The organism is Candidatus Corynebacterium faecigallinarum, from assembly GCF_052264515.1.
In the GTDB taxonomy this organism is placed as follows: Bacteria; Actinomycetota; Actinomycetes; order Mycobacteriales; family Mycobacteriaceae; genus Corynebacterium; species Corynebacterium faecigallinarum.
Genome location: NZ_JBQQOC010000011.1, coordinates 51913 through 70340 on the forward strand (window position 1 = coordinate 51913; position 18428 = coordinate 70340).

Consider the following 18428-nt stretch of genomic DNA (forward strand, 5'->3'; position numbering starts at 1 on the left):
GCGGTGCGTTGGCGGTGGGCGGTCAGATCCGCCAGGCTTCGGTACCCCGCGCCCGCCCCGCGCACTGGCCGCGACCCGGCCCGCCCGATGATGCCCTGCTTGACCGGACCGGTGTTGAGCGTCCCAGATGGTAGGATCAGACAGATTCACTCTTATTACTTGACCTGGGAAGGCGTTCACATATGTCACGCTTCGTCGACCGCGTCGTCCTGCATGTGCAGGCTGGCGACGGCGGGAACGGCTGCGCCTCGGTGCGCCGCGAGAAGTTCATCCCGCTGGGCGGCCCCGACGGCGGCAACGGCGGACACGGCGGGGACGTCATCCTCGAGGTCGACCCGCAGGTCCACACCCTGCTGGACTTCCACTTCCACCCGCACCTGAAGGCGAAGCGTGGCGCCAACGGTGCCGGCGACCACCGCCACGGTGCCCGCGGCGAGGACCTGGTGCTCCAGGTCCCGGCCGGAACCGTGCTGCAGGATGACAAGGGCGAGATCATCGCCGACATGACCACCAAGGGCCAGCGCGTCATCGTCGCCGCCGGCGGCCACGGTGGGCTCGGCAATGCGTCACTGGTGTCGAAGGCCCGCAAGGCGCCCGGTTTCGCTCTGCTCGGTGAGCCCGGTGAGATCAAGGACGTCACCATCGAGCTGAAGTCGATGGCGGACGTGGGCCTGGTCGGCTTCCCCTCGGCGGGCAAGTCCTCCCTGGTCAGCGTGCTGTCGGCGGCGAAGCCGAAGATCGCGGACTACCCGTTCACCACCCTGCAGCCGAACCTTGGCGTGGTCAACGTCGCCCATGACGTCTTCACCATCGCCGATGTCCCGGGACTGATCCCGGGTGCCAGCGAGGGCAAGGGCCTGGGCCTGGACTTCCTGCGCCACATCGAGCGCACCGCCGTGCTCGCCCATGTGGTGGATTGTGCGGCGCTGGAGTCCGACCGTAACCCGTTGGACGACATCCGTGCCCTGGAGGCCGAGCTGGCGTCCTACCAGTCGGAGCTGTCGGTGGATGCCGGGCTGGGCGATCTCAGCGAGCGCCCCCGCATCATCATCCTCAACAAGATCGACGTGCCGGACGCCCGGGAGATGGCCGAGCTGATGCGCCCGGACCTGGAGGAGGAGTTCGGCTGGCCGGTCTTCGAGATCTCCACCGCCAGCCATGAGGGACTGGACCCGCTGCGCTACAAGCTCATGGAGATCGTCCGCGAGCACCGCGCCGCACACCCGCCGGAGGAGGTGGCACCCCCGCAGGTCATCACCCCGAAGGGGCAGCGTCGCCGCGGTGGCAGGGACGTGGAGTTCGACATCGCCCCGGACCCGCAGTTCGAGGACGCCTTCATCATCACCGGCCGCAAGTTGGAGCGCTGGATCCTGCAGACCGATTTCGAGAACGACGAGGCGGTGGGTTACCTCGCCGACCGGTTCGCCAAGGCGGGGGTGGAGGACGCCCTGTACAAGGCCGGCGCTGTCGAGGGCAGTGAGGTGACCATCGGTGACATCACCTTCGAGTGGGAGCCGCAGACCGCCGCGGGCGTGGACCTGATGCCCTCCGGACGCGGCACTGACCGCCGTCTGGAGCGTAACGACCGCTCGACCCCGGCGGAGCGTAAGCGCGCCTCCCAGGCCCGCCGTGGTCTGATCGACGAGTTCGATTTCGGTGATGGCGAGGAGGCCAGTCGCGACCGCTGGGAGGGCTGAGACCACGGTGTCTGCATCGGCGTCTGCACTGTTCATTCCAGTTCGATGGCGATTGGGTCCGTCGGCAGGTAATAATGAAGGGCATGTCCGACACAACTGATGCCCCTGCGTCCGCCGGTGACTCCGGCTCCTCTGCTGAAAGCGAGGCCGATTCGACGTCCGTGTTCGAGTACCCCGCCTCGCTGGAGTTCGGGACGGACGCGGTGCATCAGCCCGGTCCGGTCATCCCCGCCACGACCAAGGAGTTCCCGGATTCCGAGGCCAGTGAGGAGGACCCGGAGTACGGGCACCGTTCTGATGTCCGCACCACGATCCGGACCGCCAAGCGCGTTGTCGTGAAGATCGGTTCGTCCAGCCTCACCGACGACACCGGACTGGTCAGCCCGGAGCGTATCGACGTCATCGCCGATGCCCTCGAGGCCCGCATGGACCGCGACACCGACGTGATCGTGGTGTCCTCCGGTGCGGTGGCCTGCGGTATGGGCCCGCTGGGGCTGACCCAGAAGCCGACCGACCTGGCGTCCAAACAGGCGTGCGCCGCGGCCGGCCAGGTGCTGCTCGCCCAGGAGTGGGCCCGCAGTTTCGCCCGTTACGGCCGGTCGATCGGCCAGGTTCTGCTCACCGCCTCCGATGCGGCCCGCCGTGACCGTGCCCGCAACACCCAGCGCACCATCGACCGACTGCGCCAGCTCAAGGCTGTCCCGATCGTCAACGAGAATGACACGGTCGCGACCTCGGAGATGCGCTTCGGTGACAATGACCGTCTGGCATCCCTGGTGTCCCACCTGGCCTACGCTGATGCGCTGGTGCTGCTCTCCGACGTCGCCGGCCTCTACGACCGTAACCCGGCCGAGCCCGACGCCCGCTTCATCGCGGAGGTCAAGAGCGGCAAGGATCTGCGCGGTGTCGTCGCCGGTGACGGTGGACGCCTGGGCACCGGCGGCATGGCCGCGAAGGTGTCGGCGGCACGCCTGGCGTCCCGTGCGGGTATCCCGGTGCTGCTGACCTCCACGGAGAACATCGGTTCTGCCCTGGACCAGGCGGAGGTCGGAACCTGTTTCTGGCCCCGCGAGGACCGTCTGTCGGCCTGGAAGTTCTGGGTGCTCTACGCCGCGGACTCCGCCGGCACCCTGCATCTGGACGCTGGTGCGGCGGCGGCGATGGAGCGGCACAGCTCGCTGCTCGCGGTCGGCCTGACCCGGGTGGACGGTGGCTTCACCTCCGGCGAGGTGCTGGACGTCGTCGGGCCGGACGGTGTGCTCATCGGCCGCGGCGAGGTGAACTACGACTCCGCCACACTGGAGGGCATGATCGGCAAGTCCACCAATGAGCTGCCGGAGTTCGCACAGCGTCCGGTGGTGCACGTGGACTACATGGCGACCTACTCCAACCGTCAGTCGAGGGTCTACGGCGCCACGTAATCGGGCCTCAATTAGCCCCGCCACGAGATTGTTGAACAATCTGGGTGATTTTGGGGCGTCGATCACGTACCCTTGGTAACCATGACCGACGCGACGATCACCCCAGCCACCGAATCCACCGCCGGACTTACCCCGACCCGCGCCGCCGAGCGCGAGGAGGTCCTGGCCAAGGCCGCGAAGGCCCGCGAGGTGTCGCGGCACCCCGCGCTCACCACCACCCAGAAGAACGACCTGCTCATCGATGCCGCCGACCGCCTGGTCGCCGAGACCGCCTCGATCATCGAGGCGAATGAGAAGGACATCGACGCCGGACGTAAGCGCGGGATGTCCGAGGCACTCATCGACCGCCTCGCCCTGGACGCCGCCCGTATCGAGGGCATCGCCGGTGGCCTGCGCCAGGTCGCCGACCTCGCCGACCCGGTCGGTGACGTGGTGCGCGGCTCCACCCGCCCCAACGGCCTGCAGATGCGCCAGATCCGGGTCCCGCTCGGCGTGATGGGCATGGTCTACGAGGCACGCCCGAACGTCACCGTGGATGCCTTCGGCCTGGCCGTGAAGTCCGGCAACGTCCCGCTGCTACGCGGTTCGAAGTCCGCCCAGAACTCCAACACCCGTCTGGTGGAGATCCTGCAGGAGGTCTGTGTGGAGCACGGCCTGCCGCGTGAGACCGTCCAGCTGCTGCCGTGTGAGACCCACGATTCGGTGCAGGACCTGATCACCGCCCGTGGCCTGGTCGACATCGTCATCCCGCGCGGTGGCGCAGGCCTGATCAACGCGGTGGTCACCGGGGCGACCGTCCCGGCGATCGAGACCGGCACGGGTAACTGCCACTTCTACATCGATGGCTCCGCGGATGTCGACGAGGCGATCCAGCTGGTCATCAACGGCAAGACCCGCCGCTGCTCGGTGTGCAACGCCACCGAGGTCGTCCTGTTGGACGCCGCGCTGCCCGACGAGGACAAGAAGAAGGTGCTCACCGCCCTGCAGGACGCCGGGGTCACCGTCCACGGTGAGGTCTCCGAGCTCTCCGCCCTGGGCGTCGGCGGTGTCGTCCAGGCTGAGGAGAAGGACTGGGTCGAGGAGTACGGCTCCTTCGACATCGCCGCCGCCATCGTCGACGGTGTCGAGGCCGCCGTCGACCACATCAGCCGCTACACCACCGGCCACACCGAGGGCGTCAGCGCCACCGACTACCGGGTGACCCGCTACTTCGAGCAGAACGTGGACGCCGCCGCGGTGATGGTCAACACCTCCACCGCCTGGACCGACGGCGAGATGTTCGGCTTCGGCGCCGAGATCGGCATCTCCACCCAGAAGCTGCATGCCCGCGGTCCGATGGGCCTGCCCGAGCTGACCAGCACCAAGTGGGTCGTCAACGGCGACGGTCAGGTCCGGCCCTAAGTCCTAAGGGGCTCCATCGGCGGGTTCTTCGGGGTGGGAAACGTAGTCTGGGGAACCATGGAGAGAACGCGCCCCCGCCGTACCGTTGTCGCAACCGTCGCCCTCGCCTTCGTGATCGGGGGAGCGGGGACGGCCGCCGCCGGAACCGCACAGCCGGATCTGGCGGCGGTTTCTGCTGACGACTGCCCCGAGGTGGTCGTCCTGACCGCCCGCGGCAGCGAGGAGAACGACACCTACCCGGCCAGCGCGTCCAACGGTTACTCGAACGGCTATGAGGGGGAGACTCTTCACCGCTTCCTCGACTACACCACCCAGGTTCACCCTGATCTCTTCGACGAGACCAACGCCCGGGTGCTTGCCGTCGACGCGGCCAGGTACCCGGCCCGATTCCCCGTCGGCGAGGCAGGGGAGGACATCGACCCGTTGGTCCTGGTCACCGGGGTGGGCCAGTTCGCCGACTCCATGGCCCGTGGACTGCCGGGTGGCATCGAGACCGTCGAGGACTATGAGGCCACCACCGGCTGCACCCCGGACTACGTCTCCCTGGCCTATTCCCAGGGTGTGGCCGTACTCGGGCCGGTGCAGCACCAGCTCGCCGAGCAGGGCCGGCTGCGTGGCGCGATGTACCTCGGCAATCCCTTCCACCGCACACCGGAGCTGCTGACCGGCGGGCAGACGTCCTACCCGGTGCACAGCTACTGCGTCACCGACGACTTCGTCTGTGACTTCGGCCCTCGCTCGGTGTTCCTCGCCTTAACCGATGAGGACGATGCCGGCGTTCACGCCGAGTACTTCAGCGCGGCCGTGGCGGATCCGGACGCCGCGACCGCCGGTGACCGTCGCGCCGCCGACGCCCTCGCTGGTCTGCTGTCTTAGGAGGGCGTCCGCAGAGGGGGACTAGATGAACAGCATCAGCGGACCGTCATAGAACAGCGCGGCCACCAGGCAGGCCAGGGCGACTGCGGCGTGCAGCGGGACCTCACGGACACCGACCTTCTTCGGCGGCCACGGGTTACCGGCCGCGGCGGAGGCCGGGATTGCCCGGCTCCGCCACAACGCCACGGCGAAGGCCACCACCGCCACCAGCCAGGCAGCCCAGTGCAGGTACTTGACCGGGAACGTCGCCACCACGGCCACCAGTGCCAGCAGGTGGTACACCTGGGATCCGATCAGCCAGGACTGGTCGCCCTTCTTGCGGATCATCGTCTTCACGTAGGGCACCGTGCCCACCGTGTACAGCAGCAGCCAGGCGACCGTGACCCACACGGCCGCCGGCACAGCGTCGACAACCTCGGTGGTGAACAGGTTGGACGTCCAGGTCACCCCGCCGGAGACCGGTCGGGACGCCCCCAGTCCGACCGTCGCGGCGACCGGCACGATGAACGCCGACGCGGCCGTGGTGGCCACACCGGACAGCAGGGAGCGTGGCGTCCCGCGCCAGGTCTCGTAGATGGCGATGGCGACCAGCGGGACGAAGACCACCGACCACCAGAGCAGGTGCGGCTGCAGCAACAGGGCGACGATGGCGGCGGCCCCGGCAATGACGCCGTACACCAGCGTCGGGGTCCGTGAGGCGTTGCGCAGGGTGGCGTTGCGGGCCTTCATCCAGATCCCCAGGGCGAAGAAGGCGTGGTAGCCCACCACCCAGGCGATGGTGACCGCGAGGAAGGTCAGCACCATGCCCGCGGTACCGTCCATCCCGTCGCCACGGTCGACCGGGTTGAGGGTGTCCCAGACCTTCAGCATCCAGAACAGTCCGACGACCACCGGGATGGCGATCATCGGCCAGGCGCCGTGCTGGTTCGGCTTCCACGGGTTCGTGCCGTGGCGGCCGGATGCTGACCCGGATGCGGACTTCGTCTTCGGGCTCATGCCATTGAGCGTATCGCGGCCCGGGGCGCACCCGGGGAGAATCACGACATCCGCACCTGAGGGCACTGAGCCGGGGCACCGAGTGTGAACAGGTAGACTTCTGGACCGTGACTGACGTGAACCAGACCACACACCCGGCGGTACGTCCCGACCGTTTCCCCGACAAGCCCCCGCGGCGCATCGGGGTCATGGGCGGGACCTTCGACCCGATCCACAACGGGCACCTCGTGGCCGGCAGTGAAGTCGCCGACATGTTCGGCCTGGATCTGGTGATCTACGTGCCGACCGGGCATCCGTGGCAGAAGCGTGACAAGCGCGTCACCGCCGCCGAGGACCGCTACCTGATGACCGTGATCGCCACGGCGTCCAACCCGTTGTTCCTGGTCTCCCGGGTGGACATCGACCGGCCCGGGGCCACCTACACCGTGGACACCCTCAAGGACATCCAGCGCCGCTACCCGGAGGCGGAACTGTTCTTCATCACCGGTGCCGACGCCCTGGAACGCATCGTGACCTGGAAGCACTGGGAGGATGTCTTCAACCTGGCGCACTGCGTGGGCGTCACCCGCCCCGGGTACAACCTGGAGGACGCCGGGGAGGCGCTGCGCAGCCAGGTCGACTCCGACCGACTGAGCCTGGTGAACATCCCGGCGATGGCGATTTCCTCGACCGACATCCGGGAGCGGGCGTTGGACGGCCGGTCGGTCTGGTACCTGGTGCCCGACGGTGTGGTGCAGTACATCGCCAAGACGGCGCTGTACCGCGCCAACCACCCTGGTGGCCTGCCGTGGGCCGTGGCGGGGGAGGACACGGGAGAGGACAATGCCGTGGATGCCGGGGCAGCTGGGGCCGCTGCGCCCCCGGCGGTTCCTGCGGTCGGTGCGGCGCCTCTGGCGCAGGATGACGAGTACTACCACGAACCGGACGTCGACTGGGACCCGGACGGTGACGGCGACCGGTTCCCGGAGGGCTGGTTCTGACGAATGCGGCATTACTTACCGTGCCTTGTAGAATCGTCTGAGGATTGTCCTTTTTCGATTCACTTCCAATCCTCTTCACCCACGTACCCACGCAAAGGATCTGTACAGCACGTGACCGCTAGCGCCGACTCCATCAACCACGCGGGAATTGCCGCCCGCGCAGCCGCCGAGAAGTTCGGAGAGGACATCGTCGTCGTCGACGTGACGTCCCGCATGCCTCTCGCGGACTGCTTCGTGCTGGTCACCGGCGACAATGAGCGCATGGTCGACTCCATTGTCGACGAGATCGAGGAGAAGCTTTCCGAGATCGGAATGAAGCCCCGCATGCGCGAGGGGCACCGCGACAACCGGTGGGTGCTGCTGGATTACGGCACCATCATCGTGCACGTCCAGCGTCGTGAGGAGCGTTCCTACTACGCCCTCGACCGGCTGTACCGTGACTGCCCGACTGTCGAGGTCGAGGGCGTGGAGCAGGCCGACCGTGGGGTCTGGTCGTCCGATGCCGACGTCACCGAGCTCGACGCGACCACCCCGGTGGACAACACGCTGTCTGCCCAGAGTGTCGAAGACCTTCCGCTGGCCGGCCCCGCTCCGGACGAGGACGAGCTCTAAGGGGAACTGATGACCGTGCATCCGGGAAAGCCGACTGACCTGAGCCAGGGCGAATCTGGCGGCACTGCTGGATCCGGTGCGTCCGGCGGTCGTCTCCCGGAGCGACGGCTGATCCTCATCCGCCACGGTCAGACCGAGTTCAACCTCACCGGCCGGATGCAGGGGCAGATGGATACCCCGCTGTCGGAGAATGGCCTGGCTGAGGCGCGTTCTGCCGCGGTGGAGCTGGCGTCCTGGCCGATCGGGACGATCATCAGTTCCGATCTGGAGCGTGCCATGGACACCGCCGGGGTGCTGGCTGAGGCCCTGGGCCTGGAGTTCGGCACTGACCGGCGGCTGCGTGAGACCGACCTGGGGGAGTGGTCAGGCAAGGGTCACAGCGAGGTGGATTCGCTGTTCCCCGGGCAGCGGTCGCACTGGCGTCTGAACCCGACGTGGGCACCGCCGGGTGGGGAGACCCGGCTGGAGGTGTCCGAGCGTGCCGCGGCAGTCGTCACCGATCTCATGTCGACGACGGCGTGGGACACCGGCTCGGTGATGCTGGTGGCCCATGGTGGCACGATCGGTGCGCTGACCTCGCGTCTGCTGGACGTCCCGGTGTCGCACTACCCGATGTTCGGCGGGCTGGGGAACACCCGTTGGTCGCAGTTGGTGGCGCGTCCCACGGAGCCGGACGCCACGGGCCCGGAGCTCTGGGCTTCGGCCCGGTGGTTCCTGGAAGGCTGGAATGTGGGGGTGGCCGCACCGCCCCCGGTAGGTGTGTCCAATGCCGACGAAGGTGACGGACGTGGGGTGGGTGCCCGATGACGGTCAAGGTTGTCACAGATTCCTCGGCATGTCTGCCCCCGGCCCTGGCGGCGGAGTACGGCATCACCGTCCTCGACTTCCATGCGGAAGGTAAGGGCGACGAGGAGACCACGGCTGGTCTGGGCGCCCTGGAACTGACGGCCTGCTACGCCCGCCTGCTGGAACGCGGTGGCGATGACGGTGTGGTCGCGGTGCACATCTCCAAGGAGTTGTCGGGGACGTGGTCTTCGGCGTCGCAGGCAGCGTCGGTGTTGGGGGATACCGTGGCGGTGCTGGACACCCAGTCGGCGGGCATGGTGGTCGGCCAGGCGGCGATCGCGGCGGCCCGGTGTGCTGATGAGGGCGGTTCGCTGGACGAGTGTCGTGGGGTCGCTCAGCAGGCGATCGACTCCGGTCATCTGTGGCTGTTCCTGGGGAAGACGGATGCCATGGCCCGCGGTGGTCGCTTGTCTGCTGGTCAGCGACTGTTGTCGACGGCGCTGGCGATCAAGCCGATCCTGCATCTGACCGGCGGCAAGCTGGAGCTGGTCGCGAAGACGAGGACGCAGGCGAAGGCGATGGACCGTCTGGTGACCCTGGTCGAGGCGGAGTACCGGGCAGTGGCGGAGGCTGCTGCGGAGGAGGCTGATGCCGAGGCTGCTGACGCCACTGTTGCTGCTGCCTCGTCGGACGAGGTCTCGGTCCAGGTGACCGATGCTGCCGGGAGCGCAACGGCCGCAGACGACGCTGACGACGCTGACGACGCTGACGACGCTGAGAGTTCGACAGGTGCCGCGGCGGCTGACACTGCCGAAGGTGCTGAGCCCCTCGAGCCCCCAGTGTCTCCTGAACCCCCTGAGGACTCAGAGGACACCGGTGACTCTGTGGCAGCAGACTCCGACCCCGAGGTTCCGGACAGTGAGTCTGACTCCGACAGTGACGGTGACTCCGATGATGTCGCCGACAGTGAGTCCGGTACGCCCGCCGCCAGCGATTCCGAGGCGCAGGTCACCGTGGATACTGAGCCGGTGTACCGTCCCCGCATCTTCAGCTTCGGTAGCAAGGACAAGGGAGACCGGTCCGACAAGGCTGAGAAGGACAAGGCCGAGAAGGCCGAGAGAGCAGAGAAGGAGCAGGCCAGCAAGGACAGGGCCGACAAGTCGGACAAGGCGGACAAGGACAAGGCCGACCACCAGGTCCCGCTGGCCGACCTGCCCTGCGTGCCGATGCACCTGGCCGTCCACCACAACGAGGCCGAGGAGGTCGCCGAGCAGCTCCGCGCGTCCCTGCGCGAGACGTTGCCGGGCTGTGTGGTGATCTCGGTGGTCGACGTGACTCACTCGATGGCGGTGCACACCGGCCCCGGGGCTGTCGGTGTCTCCCTGGTCCGCGACTGAGGCACCCCTTCGTCGAGGCCGTCGGTCGACGCTGCGTAATTTTCTCGAGAAGCTGTCGTTCCCCGTCGGTGTGGCGACCGTTTTCGCTGTTCAAAGCAGGTATATGAGGCTTATCCACACACCTTCGGTTATCCACATGTTCATCGCACGATAGGCAGTTTTCGGGCGGGCCGACAAGGAGCCGTGGGGTTGAATTGTTCCCATGAGCGGAGACGCGGAAACCAGGACGAGGCCGGCGAAGGCCCGGAAGAGCACCCGGCGTGTGGTGGCTGACAGGGTAGAGGCCCTGACCCAGCCGGTGCCCGGGCATGAGCTCGCCGATGTCCGGTTCGAGCGTCGGACTGTCATCAGTCCCCGGTCTGCTCGCACGGTGGTGATAGTGATTGTTGCCCTGGTGGTGGCAGTGGGAGGGGTGATGCTGATTGGGGACATGAGGAACAGCGGTGGCGACGAAGGGGGCGTCGTCGCTGGTCTGTCGCCGATGTCCGAGGAGGTAGGAGCCTCGGAGACCGGGCAGGGGGACAATGCGGGGGACACGACGGGGGACGACACAGGGGAGGACGCCGGGGACGGTGCAGACCGGGACGACCGGGAGGGACAACGGCAGGGGATGGTCGTTGTGTCGGTGCAGGGGTTGGTGCACCGTCCCGGTCTGCTCACCGTCGGCCGGGACAAGCGGGTCGGCGAGGTGATCGACCAGGCCGGTGGGGTGCGGGCCGATGGTCGGGTGCAGGGGATCAACCTCGCTGAGCCGGTGCTCGATGGGATGCAGGTCGTGGTGGACGCCGAGGGCTCACGGGTGCTCTATCCCGGTGAGTCGGCACAGTCGGCACAGTCGGCGAATGGAACTGGTGCGGGGAAGGACACCGGCGATGACAACGCTCGCCCGGCCGCCGATCCTGCCGCGAACTCCGGTCTCGTGGACATCAACCAGGCGGACATGGCTGGTCTGACAACTCTGTCCGGGGTGGGTCCGGCCACGGCCGAGGCGATCATCGCCTGGCGCGACACTCACGGGGCGTTCGCCACAGTGGAGCAGCTGATGGAGGTCAAGGGCATCGGACCGGCGAAGTTCGAGGCGCTGCGTGACCATGTCACGGTCTGAGGAAGGATCCACACGAGCATCTGCACGCGCATCCGCACGAGCACCCAGACCGAATCCGGATCTCACCCCGCCGCCGGGTTCCGGGACCGAGTGGACCGTTCCGGACCGGGACCCACGCAGTCCTGATGTGGTGCGCAGTCGGCGTGGGCCCGACCTCCGTCTGGTCCCCGTCGCCCTGGCGGTGTGGCTGGCGGTCATCCTCACCGTGGTGACCAGAACGCCCTGGCCGGCGGTGGTGTGCGCGGGCATCGCGGTGGTCAGCGCGGCGGCTGTGTGGTGGGGTGGGCCGTGGCGCCCGGGCAGCGTCGTCGAGGAGTCGGTGGGACGCATCGTCGCCCGCACGCTCACCCTGACGATGCTGGTCGCCGCCGCCTGGTCGGCGCGGGCGGCGTGGTTGGTGGCACGGGTCGACCGCCACGTCCTACGCAACGGCAGCTCCAGCTGGGACGGCCCGGTGACCGTGGCGGCCGCCCCCAAACAGCTCGACGGTGGGACGGTGCTGCTCACCGTCGACATCGAGGATCTCGGTACGGTGCCGGTGTTCCTCGACGAGTGGCTGATCGCCGACGCAGCGAGCGACAGTCACGCCAGCCACACCGACCTGCGCGACACGCTGTTGGACCTGCAACCCGGCACACTGCTGCAGCTGGTGGCCACGGTACGGGAGTCGGAGCGTCCTTCCCTGGTGCCGTTGAGCCTGAATGCCCGGGAGGTGCCCGAGGTCACGGGCACACCGGAGGGGGTCGCCGGGGTCACCACGCATCTGCGCGGGAGTCTGCGCGACGCGGCCGATGGATTGCCGTGGAATACCGGGGAGCTGGTGCCCGGCATGGTCGTGGGCGACATCAGCATGCAGCAGACCAGCACCCGTGAGGAGTTCCTCGCCACCGGACTCACCCACTTGACCGCGGTCTCCGGGGCGAATCTCGCCATCATCACCGGCAGTGTGCTGGTGCTGGCCACGGCCGTGCGTGCGCCCCGCTGGGCGCAGATCGTGGCCGCCGCGGTGTGCCTGGTGGCGTTCGTCGTCCTGGTCGGGCCGGAGCCCAGTGTGCTGCGTGCGGCGGTGATGGGTGGGGTGGGCCTGGTGGCGGTGTGGTCGGCGCGTCGGACGCACGGGTTCGCCGCCCTGTCGGCGGCGGTGCTGGTGCTGCTGGCGGTGGATCCGGGGCTGGCGGTGGAGTACGCGTTCATCCTGTCGGTGGTGGCGACCGCCGGGATCGTGGCTCTGGCGCCGCTGGTCACACGCCGGATCCTGCAGGCGTGGACCGACCGTCGTACCACCCGGGCGGGCCGTCATGATCCGCCGGCCCGGTGGCAGGCGATGCTGGTGGGGCTGGTGGCGGTGAGTCTGGTGGCGGACGTGGTCACCGCCCCGGTGATCGTGCAGATGACCGGGGTGTTCTCGCCGACGGCGATCCTGGCGAATGTGCTGGTCGGTGCGGCGGTGCCGCCGGTGACGGTCATCGGCATGCTCGGCGCGCTGGTCGCCGGGGTACATGCCGGGGCCGGCACGGTGGTGCTCACTGCCGCGGCATTGCCGGCCTGGTGGATCCTCACGGTGGCCGCCCACCTCTCGAGCATCGATGTGCTGCACACCCCGGGTGGGTTCGGGTGGGCGGGGTTGGTGGTGGCCTCCGGCACCGCGCTGGTGGTGGTCGTGGTGTCGAGAAGGTGGCGGGCAGCGGCGGCAGGTGGGCTGGCGGTGGTCATCGTGGTGGTGCTGCTGGGCGTCCAGCGTGGGTCATTGACGACCGGCCCGTACTCCGAGAAGGCAGGAGTCGATGCCGGCCTGGTCCGCACCTGGTCCACGGACCTGGACACGGTGCAGTGGTACCTGGGTGTACGCCCGACCGAAGGTGCCCCGCAGATCATCACCGCTTCCGGTACGGAACCAGGACGCTACGAGGTGGTGCTCCTCGATGATGAGGGCAGCGTCCTGACCGAGGAACGTCGCCGCGAGAACACCGCGACACCACCGCCGGAGCTCTACGTCGTGACGTCCTGCGGACGCAGCCGCGGGATGCCGTCGCGCACCCCGGCCGGGGTGCCGGTGGCGTTCCCGTGCCGTGACGGCACCGTGGTGCTCGCGCCGGACGGACTGCACGCCAGTGGGCGGTGAACCGGGGCTATATGATGGTCGTCATGGCAGGCAGCGCAGCAGGCAGTACCGGAGGCAGTTCCACACCGGCACCGGTGAACCTCATCGTCGGCACCGAGGGGTTCCTCGCCGAGCGGGCGCGGCAGCAGATCGTCGCCGCCACCCGCACGCGCGCGGGGATCAAGGACCTGCCGGTCGACATGCGAAAGACCTCCGAGTTGAGTGTCGGGGAGCTCGCCGAACTGCTCAGCCCCTCCCTGTTCGCCGAGGACCGCATCGTGGTGATCACCGGGGTCGAGGAGGCCGCGAAGGAGACTGTCGCGCTCATCGAGCAGGCTGTCGCCGATCCCGCGCCCGGAGTGGTGCTGATCCTCATGCACACCGGCAAAGGTCGGCAGAAGTCACTGGTCACCAGCCTGCCGAAGAAGGGTCCGGCTGGCTCGGTGCAGGTGCATTCCGCCGCCGAACTCAAGGGCAGGGAGAAACAGGCCTTCGTCGAGCAGGAGTTCCGTCGGCACAAGGTGCGGGTCACCCCGGACGTCACCGCGGCACTGTTGGATTCGGTCGGTTCGGACCTGCGCGAGTTGGCCAGTGCGATCAGCCAGCTCGTCGCCGACACCGACGGACAGGTCACCGAGGAGGCGGTGCACCGCTACTACACCGGCTCGGCGGAGGTCTCCGGCTTCGATGTCGCCGAGCAGGCCCTGGCCGGACGCTCCGATGCCGCGGTCGGCTCGGCGCGCCGGGCCCTGCAGCTCGGCGTGCATCCGGTGCTGCTGGCTTCGGCGCTGTCGGGGATGATCGGCGACATCGCCCGGGTGCACGGGGACCGGGTCAATCCCCGCTCGCAGGCCGCCGAGTTCGGCATGCCGCCGTGGAAGCTGGAGAAGACCGTCCGTGCAGCGCGGGGGTGGTCATCGGCATCCGTGGCAGCGGCGGTGCAGATCGTCGCCGAGTTGGACGCCGGGGTCAAGGGGCATTCGGCCGATGCCGAGTGGGCGGTGGAGGACGCGGTGCGACGCATCGCAGGCCTTGCCCGGGGGTAGGTGATCACCCCCGGTGATGTCCTGGGGCGCGTGGTCGGATGGAGGGGGAACGGGGGTGCTGACCATGGCGGACCTGCCGGGGTATCGGGCGATGACTGTTTCTGTATGGAAAACTGTATGGATAGTACGGTCGATGGAGGGGGCAGGAAAACTCTAGGGTGGTCGACGATCGACCAATGATGTGACCGTCGTCATACATGGATGGTCGACATGTTGCCCGACCTCTCCCCGAAAGGCCCCAACTTGTCTGCACCCGTCACCACCGCCACCGATGTCTCAGACCTGGACGCCACCGTCCTGGACTGGTTCGCCGACTTCAGCGCAGCCCTGGCCGAGACCGACCCGGCCACCGCCGCCCAACGCACCACGGACCTGTTCCTGGAGACCGGGTTCTGGCGTGACCTGGTCACTTTCACCTGGAACCTGCACACCGCCGAAGGTCACGAGGCCATCGCTGACCTGGTCACCGGTAACCACGATCGTCTGGAGATCACCGACGTCGCCCTCGACGGTGAGGCCACCGACGAGGGCGACGGCGTGACCTGCGCATTCGCCACCTTCAACACCCCTCTTTTCGCATGCCGCGGCGTGCTGCGTCTCAAGGACGGCAAAGCCTTCACGCTGCTGACCTCCGCCCGTGAACTCCACGCCCGGCCCGAGCACAAGGGCCGCAAGCGTATCCTCGGCGCCGAACACGGTGTGCACGAGAACCGGAAGAACTGGGCCGACCGCCGCGCGGAACGGCGGGAGAACCTCGGCTACACCGAGCAGCCCTTCGTGGTCATCATCGGTGGTGGTCAGGGCGGCATCGCCCTGGCGTCCCGACTGAAGCGACTGCGGGTACCGACCCTGGTTGTCGAGGCGTCAGAACGCCCCGGCGACCAGTGGCGCGGACGCTACCACTCCCTGTGCCTGCACGACCCGGTCTGGTACGACCACCTGCCCTACCTGCCCTTCCCCGACGACTGGCCGATCTTCACCCCGAAGGACAAGATGGGTGACTGGCTGGAGCACTACGTCGGCATCATGGACCTGGACTACTGGACCAAGTCCACCTGCCAGCGGGCGTCCTACGACGAGGCGTCCGGAACGTGGGACGTCGTGGTCGACCGCGACGGCGAGCAGGTCGTCCTGAAGCCCACACAGCTGGTCATGGCCACCGGCATGTCCGGTGTGCCGAACCGTCCGACCTTCCCCGGCCAGGAGGACTTCCGTGGCGAGATCCGGCACTCCTCCGAGCATCCCGGCGGCGAGACCGACCGCGGTCGCCGCGTGGTGGTGCTGGGTGCGAACAACTCCGCCCACGACATCTGCGCCGACCTGTACGAGAACGGTGCGCACCCGGTGATGATCCAACGGTCCTCGACCTACATGGTGCGCTCGGACTCCTTCATCAAGCACGTCGTCGCCCCGCTGTATTCGGAGGACGCCCTGGATGCCGGCGTCGACACCGACCGGGCGGACCTGACCTTCGCCTCGCTTCCCTACAAGATCCTGCCCGAGGGGCAGAAGGCGGCGACTGCGGCGATCAAGGAGGAGGACGCCGACTACTACGCCGGGCTCGAGAAGGCCGGGTTCATGCTGGACTTCGGTGACGACGACTCCGGCCTGTTCCCGAAGTACCTGCGTCGCGGTTCCGGCTACTACATCGACGTCGGTGCCGGGCAGTTGGTCGCCGACGGGTCGATCGAGCTTCACTCCAATGTCAGCATCGACCACTACACCGCCGATGGTGTGGTCCTCACCGACGGCACGGAACTCGCCGCGGATGTCGTGGTGCTGGCCACAGGCTACGGTTCGATGAACGGCTGGGCGGAGAAGCTGATCAGCCCGGAGGTTGCCGACAAGGTCGGTCGGTGCTGGGGCCTGGGGTCGGACACGACGAAGGACCCGGGCCCGTGGGAGGGCGAGCTGCGCAATATGTGGAAGCCCACCCAGCAGGAGAACCTGTGGTTCATGGGCGGCAACCTTCACCAGGGACGCCACTACTCCCGCTACCTCTCGCTGCAGCTCGCCGCGCGGCACGAGGGGATCGACACTCCGGTGTACAAGCTGGCTCCGGTGCATCACACGTCGTAGGCCTGTGCCGAGCTCGGGGCGAGCTCGGGGTGAGCTCGGGGTGAGCCTGGACCGAGCCTGGCCCGGCAGAGCATGTCGGAAAGGTGGGAGGAATCGATGGCCTTCGTGGCCAAGAGCGACGATTCATCCCACCTATCCGACAAGGGGGAGGGTGGCGGTGGGGCTCGGCCAGTCAATCAGGCAGACAGGTCGATCCAGTAGCGACGCTTCAGCACACCGTCCGGTCCGTCGATGGTGTTCTCCAGCACCCCGCCACAGGCCTCGATGGTCCGGTAGGAACCGACGTTGTCGTCGTCACAGGTCACCAGCGCCCGGTCGATGCCGCGTGCGGCCAGCAGTGCCAGCGACTACCGGAGGATCTCGGTGGCGTAGCCCCGGCGACGGTGTTCCGGGGCGACGGCGTAGCCAATGTGGCCGTCGTACTTCAGCAGGTAGTCGGTCAACCCGTAGCGGATCGAGGCGCGGCCGATGATCTGCTCGGTGCTGTCGGCGCCGTCGGGTTCGCCGGGGAGCACCGCGAGCAGGAAGTCCGCCGGAACCCGGTCTGCCGGCAGGTCCGTGCCCTCGTGCTCGCGGCGGAGCATCGCCAGGACGTCCCGCCACGTGTTCTGCTCGTCGACGGTGTGACCGGCGAGGAAGCTGAAGTTCTCCGTGGTCAACACCTTCTCGAGGTCGAGGACGCGGGTTTCATCTTCGTCGGTGGGGAAGCCCAGTGTGAGGGTCATGGCTCCATGTCTACCTTGTAGGCCTTGTCGAGATGAGTTGTCTGATCAACCGGTGCCCCTTGTTCGGCGGGTGATTCAGGTTTGCCTTTCCTTGCGAACGTGCCTGTGGAATGATTCCTGGCAGTGTCGCGAAAAGTCGTGGCACGCATCCGTTGCACGACATTTCAGGAGAGAACCTGTCTTTGTCCCTGCTCGCCCCCGTGCACCGTCGCTCGGCGATCGTCGCCATCGCTGTATCGGCCGCACTTGTCCTCGCTGGTTGCTCGTCGGACGACTCCTCGGACGGTGGATCCGACAGTTCGGCGTCGAACGGTGAGACCCGCACGGTCACCGACACCGAGGACAACGAGGTCGAGGTGACGGCGAACCCGCAGACGATCGTCCCGCTGCACTTCGCCGGCGTCTAGGCATTGCTGGACCTCGGGATTGTCCCGGCCGCGATGCCGACGGAGCCCACCAGGACGCTGCTCACCGAGGAGCAGTTCGAGCAGGTCGAGGACCTGCCGGTGATCAGCACAGCCGGCGAGGTCAACGTCGAGGAGATTGCCGGCCTGGACCCGGACCTGATCCTTGTGCCGAACATGATCGAGCCGGAGGTCACCGACCAGCTTCGGGAGGTCGCGCCGTCCTACATCTACACCCACGGCGGCGAGGCTCGCGGTGAATGGGACAGCCGTGTGGCCCAGATCGCCGACGTGGTGAACCGTACCGAGGAGGCGGAGGCCCTGGCAGAGGAGCTGGCGGCCCGCCAGGAGGAGCTGGCCGAGAAGCACGCCGACATCGTCGGCGACCTGGGGGTGTCCATGTTCGGTGCCTGGGAAGCCAGCGAGTTCAGCGCGAATGGTTCGGGCAGCATGCTCGGCAAGATCATCACCCCGGTCGGCCTGCAGTTCGCCGACGGGGTGGAGGACGCCACCCACGACGCCGACAGTTACGAGCAGTCTCTGTCGACCGAGGAGATCACCAGCACCTTCGGTGATTCGGACGTCATCTTCCACAGCGAGCTGCTCGACGGCTCCACCGACGGGTCCGAGACCGAGGCCGTCCTCGCGATGCCGACCTTCCAGGCACTGCCTGCCGCCCAGGACGACCACGTCTTCGGGATCGGCAAGTCGACGATCGCCGGTTACACCGACGCGAATTACGTCCTGGACCGGTTGGACGAGATCCTCACGGAGCTCGGCGAGGAGTAGGACGTCCCCGGGA

17 protein-coding genes are annotated in these 18428 nt (G+C 67.8%); 14 read left to right on the top strand and 3 right to left on the bottom strand.

Going from position 1 to position 18428, the window contains the following annotated elements:
• Positions 1 to 182: 182 nt before the first annotated feature.
• The 4 genes from obgE (at position 183) to ACTXPP_RS07645 (ending at position 5395) form a co-directional block, all read left to right on the top strand.
• Positions 183 to 1697 carry a GTPase ObgE gene (gene obgE, locus ACTXPP_RS07630; protein WP_443341593.1) on the top strand — a complete coding sequence of 505 codons (1515 nt, stop codon included), beginning with the start codon at positions 183 to 185 and terminating at the stop codon, positions 1695 to 1697.
• A gap of 83 nt (positions 1698 to 1780) precedes the next feature.
• Positions 1781 to 3118, top strand: coding sequence for a glutamate 5-kinase (proB, locus tag ACTXPP_RS07635; protein ID WP_443341595.1), 1338 nt, complete (start codon positions 1781 to 1783; stop codon positions 3116 to 3118).
• Between the two features lie 81 nt (positions 3119 to 3199).
• Positions 3200 to 4519, top strand: coding sequence for a glutamate-5-semialdehyde dehydrogenase (locus ACTXPP_RS07640; protein ID WP_301524778.1), 1320 nt, complete (start codon positions 3200 to 3202; stop codon positions 4517 to 4519).
• 57 nt (positions 4520 to 4576) lie between these two features.
• Entirely contained in the window at positions 4577 to 5395 is an 819-nt protein-coding gene (locus ACTXPP_RS07645; RefSeq protein WP_443341597.1) for an alpha/beta hydrolase family protein, read from the top strand.
• 21 nt (positions 5396 to 5416) lie between these two features.
• Here the strand turns inward: ACTXPP_RS07645 and ACTXPP_RS07650 are convergent, their stop codons facing one another.
• Complete coding sequence (locus ACTXPP_RS07650) at positions 5417 to 6391, bottom strand: YwiC-like family protein (protein ID WP_443341599.1); 975 nt, start codon at positions 6389 to 6391, stop codon at positions 5417 to 5419.
• 188 nt (positions 6392 to 6579) lie between these two features.
• Between ACTXPP_RS07650 and nadD the strand changes: the two genes are divergently transcribed.
• The 8 genes from nadD (at position 6580) to ACTXPP_RS07690 (ending at position 16497) form a co-directional block, all read left to right on the top strand.
• On the top strand, positions 6580 to 7371 hold the full coding sequence (gene nadD, locus ACTXPP_RS07655) for a nicotinate-nucleotide adenylyltransferase (protein ID WP_443341647.1): 792 nt from the start codon (positions 6580 to 6582) through the stop codon (positions 7369 to 7371).
• A 111-nt stretch (positions 7372 to 7482) separates the two neighbouring features.
• Positions 7483 to 7983: a ribosome silencing factor gene (rsfS, locus tag ACTXPP_RS07660; protein ID WP_443341601.1), complete on the top strand. Its 501-nt coding sequence runs from the start codon at positions 7483 to 7485 to the stop codon at positions 7981 to 7983.
• A gap of 9 nt (positions 7984 to 7992) precedes the next feature.
• Positions 7993 to 8790, top strand: coding sequence for a histidine phosphatase family protein (locus ACTXPP_RS07665; protein ID WP_443341603.1), 798 nt, complete (start codon positions 7993 to 7995; stop codon positions 8788 to 8790).
• A complete protein-coding gene (locus ACTXPP_RS07670) occupies positions 8787 to 10166 on the top strand; it encodes a DegV family protein (RefSeq protein WP_443341605.1) in 1380 nt (459 codons plus the stop codon). The genes ACTXPP_RS07665 and ACTXPP_RS07670 overlap by 4 nt, the downstream gene beginning before the upstream one ends.
• 430 nt (positions 10167 to 10596) lie before the next feature.
• Positions 10597 to 11271, top strand: coding sequence for a ComEA family DNA-binding protein (locus ACTXPP_RS07675; protein WP_443341607.1), 675 nt, complete (start codon positions 10597 to 10599; stop codon positions 11269 to 11271).
• Between the two features lie 130 nt (positions 11272 to 11401).
• The gene (locus ACTXPP_RS07680; RefSeq protein ID WP_443341610.1) at positions 11402 to 13393 is read left to right on the top strand and encodes a ComEC/Rec2 family competence protein; all 1992 of its coding nucleotides are present in this window, start codon (positions 11402 to 11404) and stop codon (positions 13391 to 13393) included.
• A gap of 23 nt (positions 13394 to 13416) precedes the next feature.
• Positions 13417 to 14418: a DNA polymerase III subunit delta gene (gene holA / locus ACTXPP_RS07685; protein WP_301498994.1), complete on the top strand. Its 1002-nt coding sequence runs from the start codon at positions 13417 to 13419 to the stop codon at positions 14416 to 14418.
• Between the two features lie 210 nt (positions 14419 to 14628).
• A complete protein-coding gene (locus ACTXPP_RS07690) occupies positions 14629 to 16497 on the top strand; it encodes an NAD(P)-binding domain-containing protein (RefSeq protein ID WP_443341613.1) in 1869 nt (622 codons plus the stop codon).
• Positions 16498 to 16673: 176 nt separating this feature from the next.
• On the opposite strand, the gene ACTXPP_RS07695 is transcribed toward ACTXPP_RS07690, so the two are convergent.
• Together ACTXPP_RS07695 and ACTXPP_RS07700 are read right to left on the bottom strand one after the other, a co-directional pair.
• Positions 16674 to 16802, bottom strand: coding sequence for a GNAT family N-acetyltransferase (locus ACTXPP_RS07695; protein ID WP_301495362.1), 129 nt, complete (start codon positions 16800 to 16802; stop codon positions 16674 to 16676).
• A 42-nt stretch (positions 16803 to 16844) separates the two neighbouring features.
• Complete coding sequence (locus tag ACTXPP_RS07700; RefSeq protein ID WP_301495363.1) at positions 16845 to 17222, bottom strand: GNAT family N-acetyltransferase; 378 nt, start codon at positions 17220 to 17222, stop codon at positions 16845 to 16847.
• A 182-nt stretch (positions 17223 to 17404) separates the two neighbouring features.
• Between ACTXPP_RS07700 and ACTXPP_RS07705 the strand changes: the two genes are divergently transcribed.
• On the top strand, positions 17405 to 17629 hold the full coding sequence (locus ACTXPP_RS07705; protein WP_443341616.1) for a hypothetical protein: 225 nt from the start codon (positions 17405 to 17407) through the stop codon (positions 17627 to 17629).
• 3 nt (positions 17630 to 17632) lie between these two features.
• Positions 17633 to 18415: an ABC transporter substrate-binding protein gene (locus ACTXPP_RS07710; RefSeq protein ID WP_443341618.1), complete on the top strand. Its 783-nt coding sequence runs from the start codon at positions 17633 to 17635 to the stop codon at positions 18413 to 18415.
• Positions 18416 to 18428 lie beyond the last annotated feature (13 nt).

What these genes read in the sequence shown, in the direction of transcription:
- obgE (WP_443341593.1), top strand. Translation starts at nt 183, where the DNA reads ATGTCACGCTTCGTCGACCGCGTCGTCCTGCATGTGCAGGCTGGCGAC.
- proB (WP_443341595.1), top strand. Translation starts at nt 1,781, where the DNA reads ATGTCCGACACAACTGATGCCCCTGCGTCCGCCGGTGACTCCGGCTCC.
- ACTXPP_RS07640 (WP_301524778.1), top strand. Translation starts at nt 3,200, where the DNA reads ATGACCGACGCGACGATCACCCCAGCCACCGAATCCACCGCCGGACTT.
- ACTXPP_RS07645 (WP_443341597.1), top strand. Translation starts at nt 4,577, where the DNA reads ATGGAGAGAACGCGCCCCCGCCGTACCGTTGTCGCAACCGTCGCCCTC.
- ACTXPP_RS07650 (WP_443341599.1), bottom strand. Translation starts at nt 6,391, where the DNA reads ATGAGCCCGAAGACGAAGTCCGCATCCGGGTCAGCATCCGGCCGCCAC.
- nadD (WP_443341647.1), top strand. Translation starts at nt 6,580, where the DNA reads ATGGGCGGGACCTTCGACCCGATCCACAACGGGCACCTCGTGGCCGGC.
- ACTXPP_RS07665 (WP_443341603.1), top strand. Translation starts at nt 7,993, where the DNA reads ATGACCGTGCATCCGGGAAAGCCGACTGACCTGAGCCAGGGCGAATCT.
- ACTXPP_RS07670 (WP_443341605.1), top strand. Translation starts at nt 8,787, where the DNA reads ATGACGGTCAAGGTTGTCACAGATTCCTCGGCATGTCTGCCCCCGGCC.
- ACTXPP_RS07675 (WP_443341607.1), top strand. Translation starts at nt 10,597, where the DNA reads ATGAGGAACAGCGGTGGCGACGAAGGGGGCGTCGTCGCTGGTCTGTCG.
- holA (WP_301498994.1), top strand. Translation starts at nt 13,417, where the DNA reads ATGGCAGGCAGCGCAGCAGGCAGTACCGGAGGCAGTTCCACACCGGCA.
- ACTXPP_RS07690 (WP_443341613.1), top strand. Translation starts at nt 14,629, where the DNA reads ATGTTGCCCGACCTCTCCCCGAAAGGCCCCAACTTGTCTGCACCCGTC.
- ACTXPP_RS07700 (WP_301495363.1), bottom strand. Translation starts at nt 17,222, where the DNA reads ATGACCCTCACACTGGGCTTCCCCACCGACGAAGATGAAACCCGCGTC.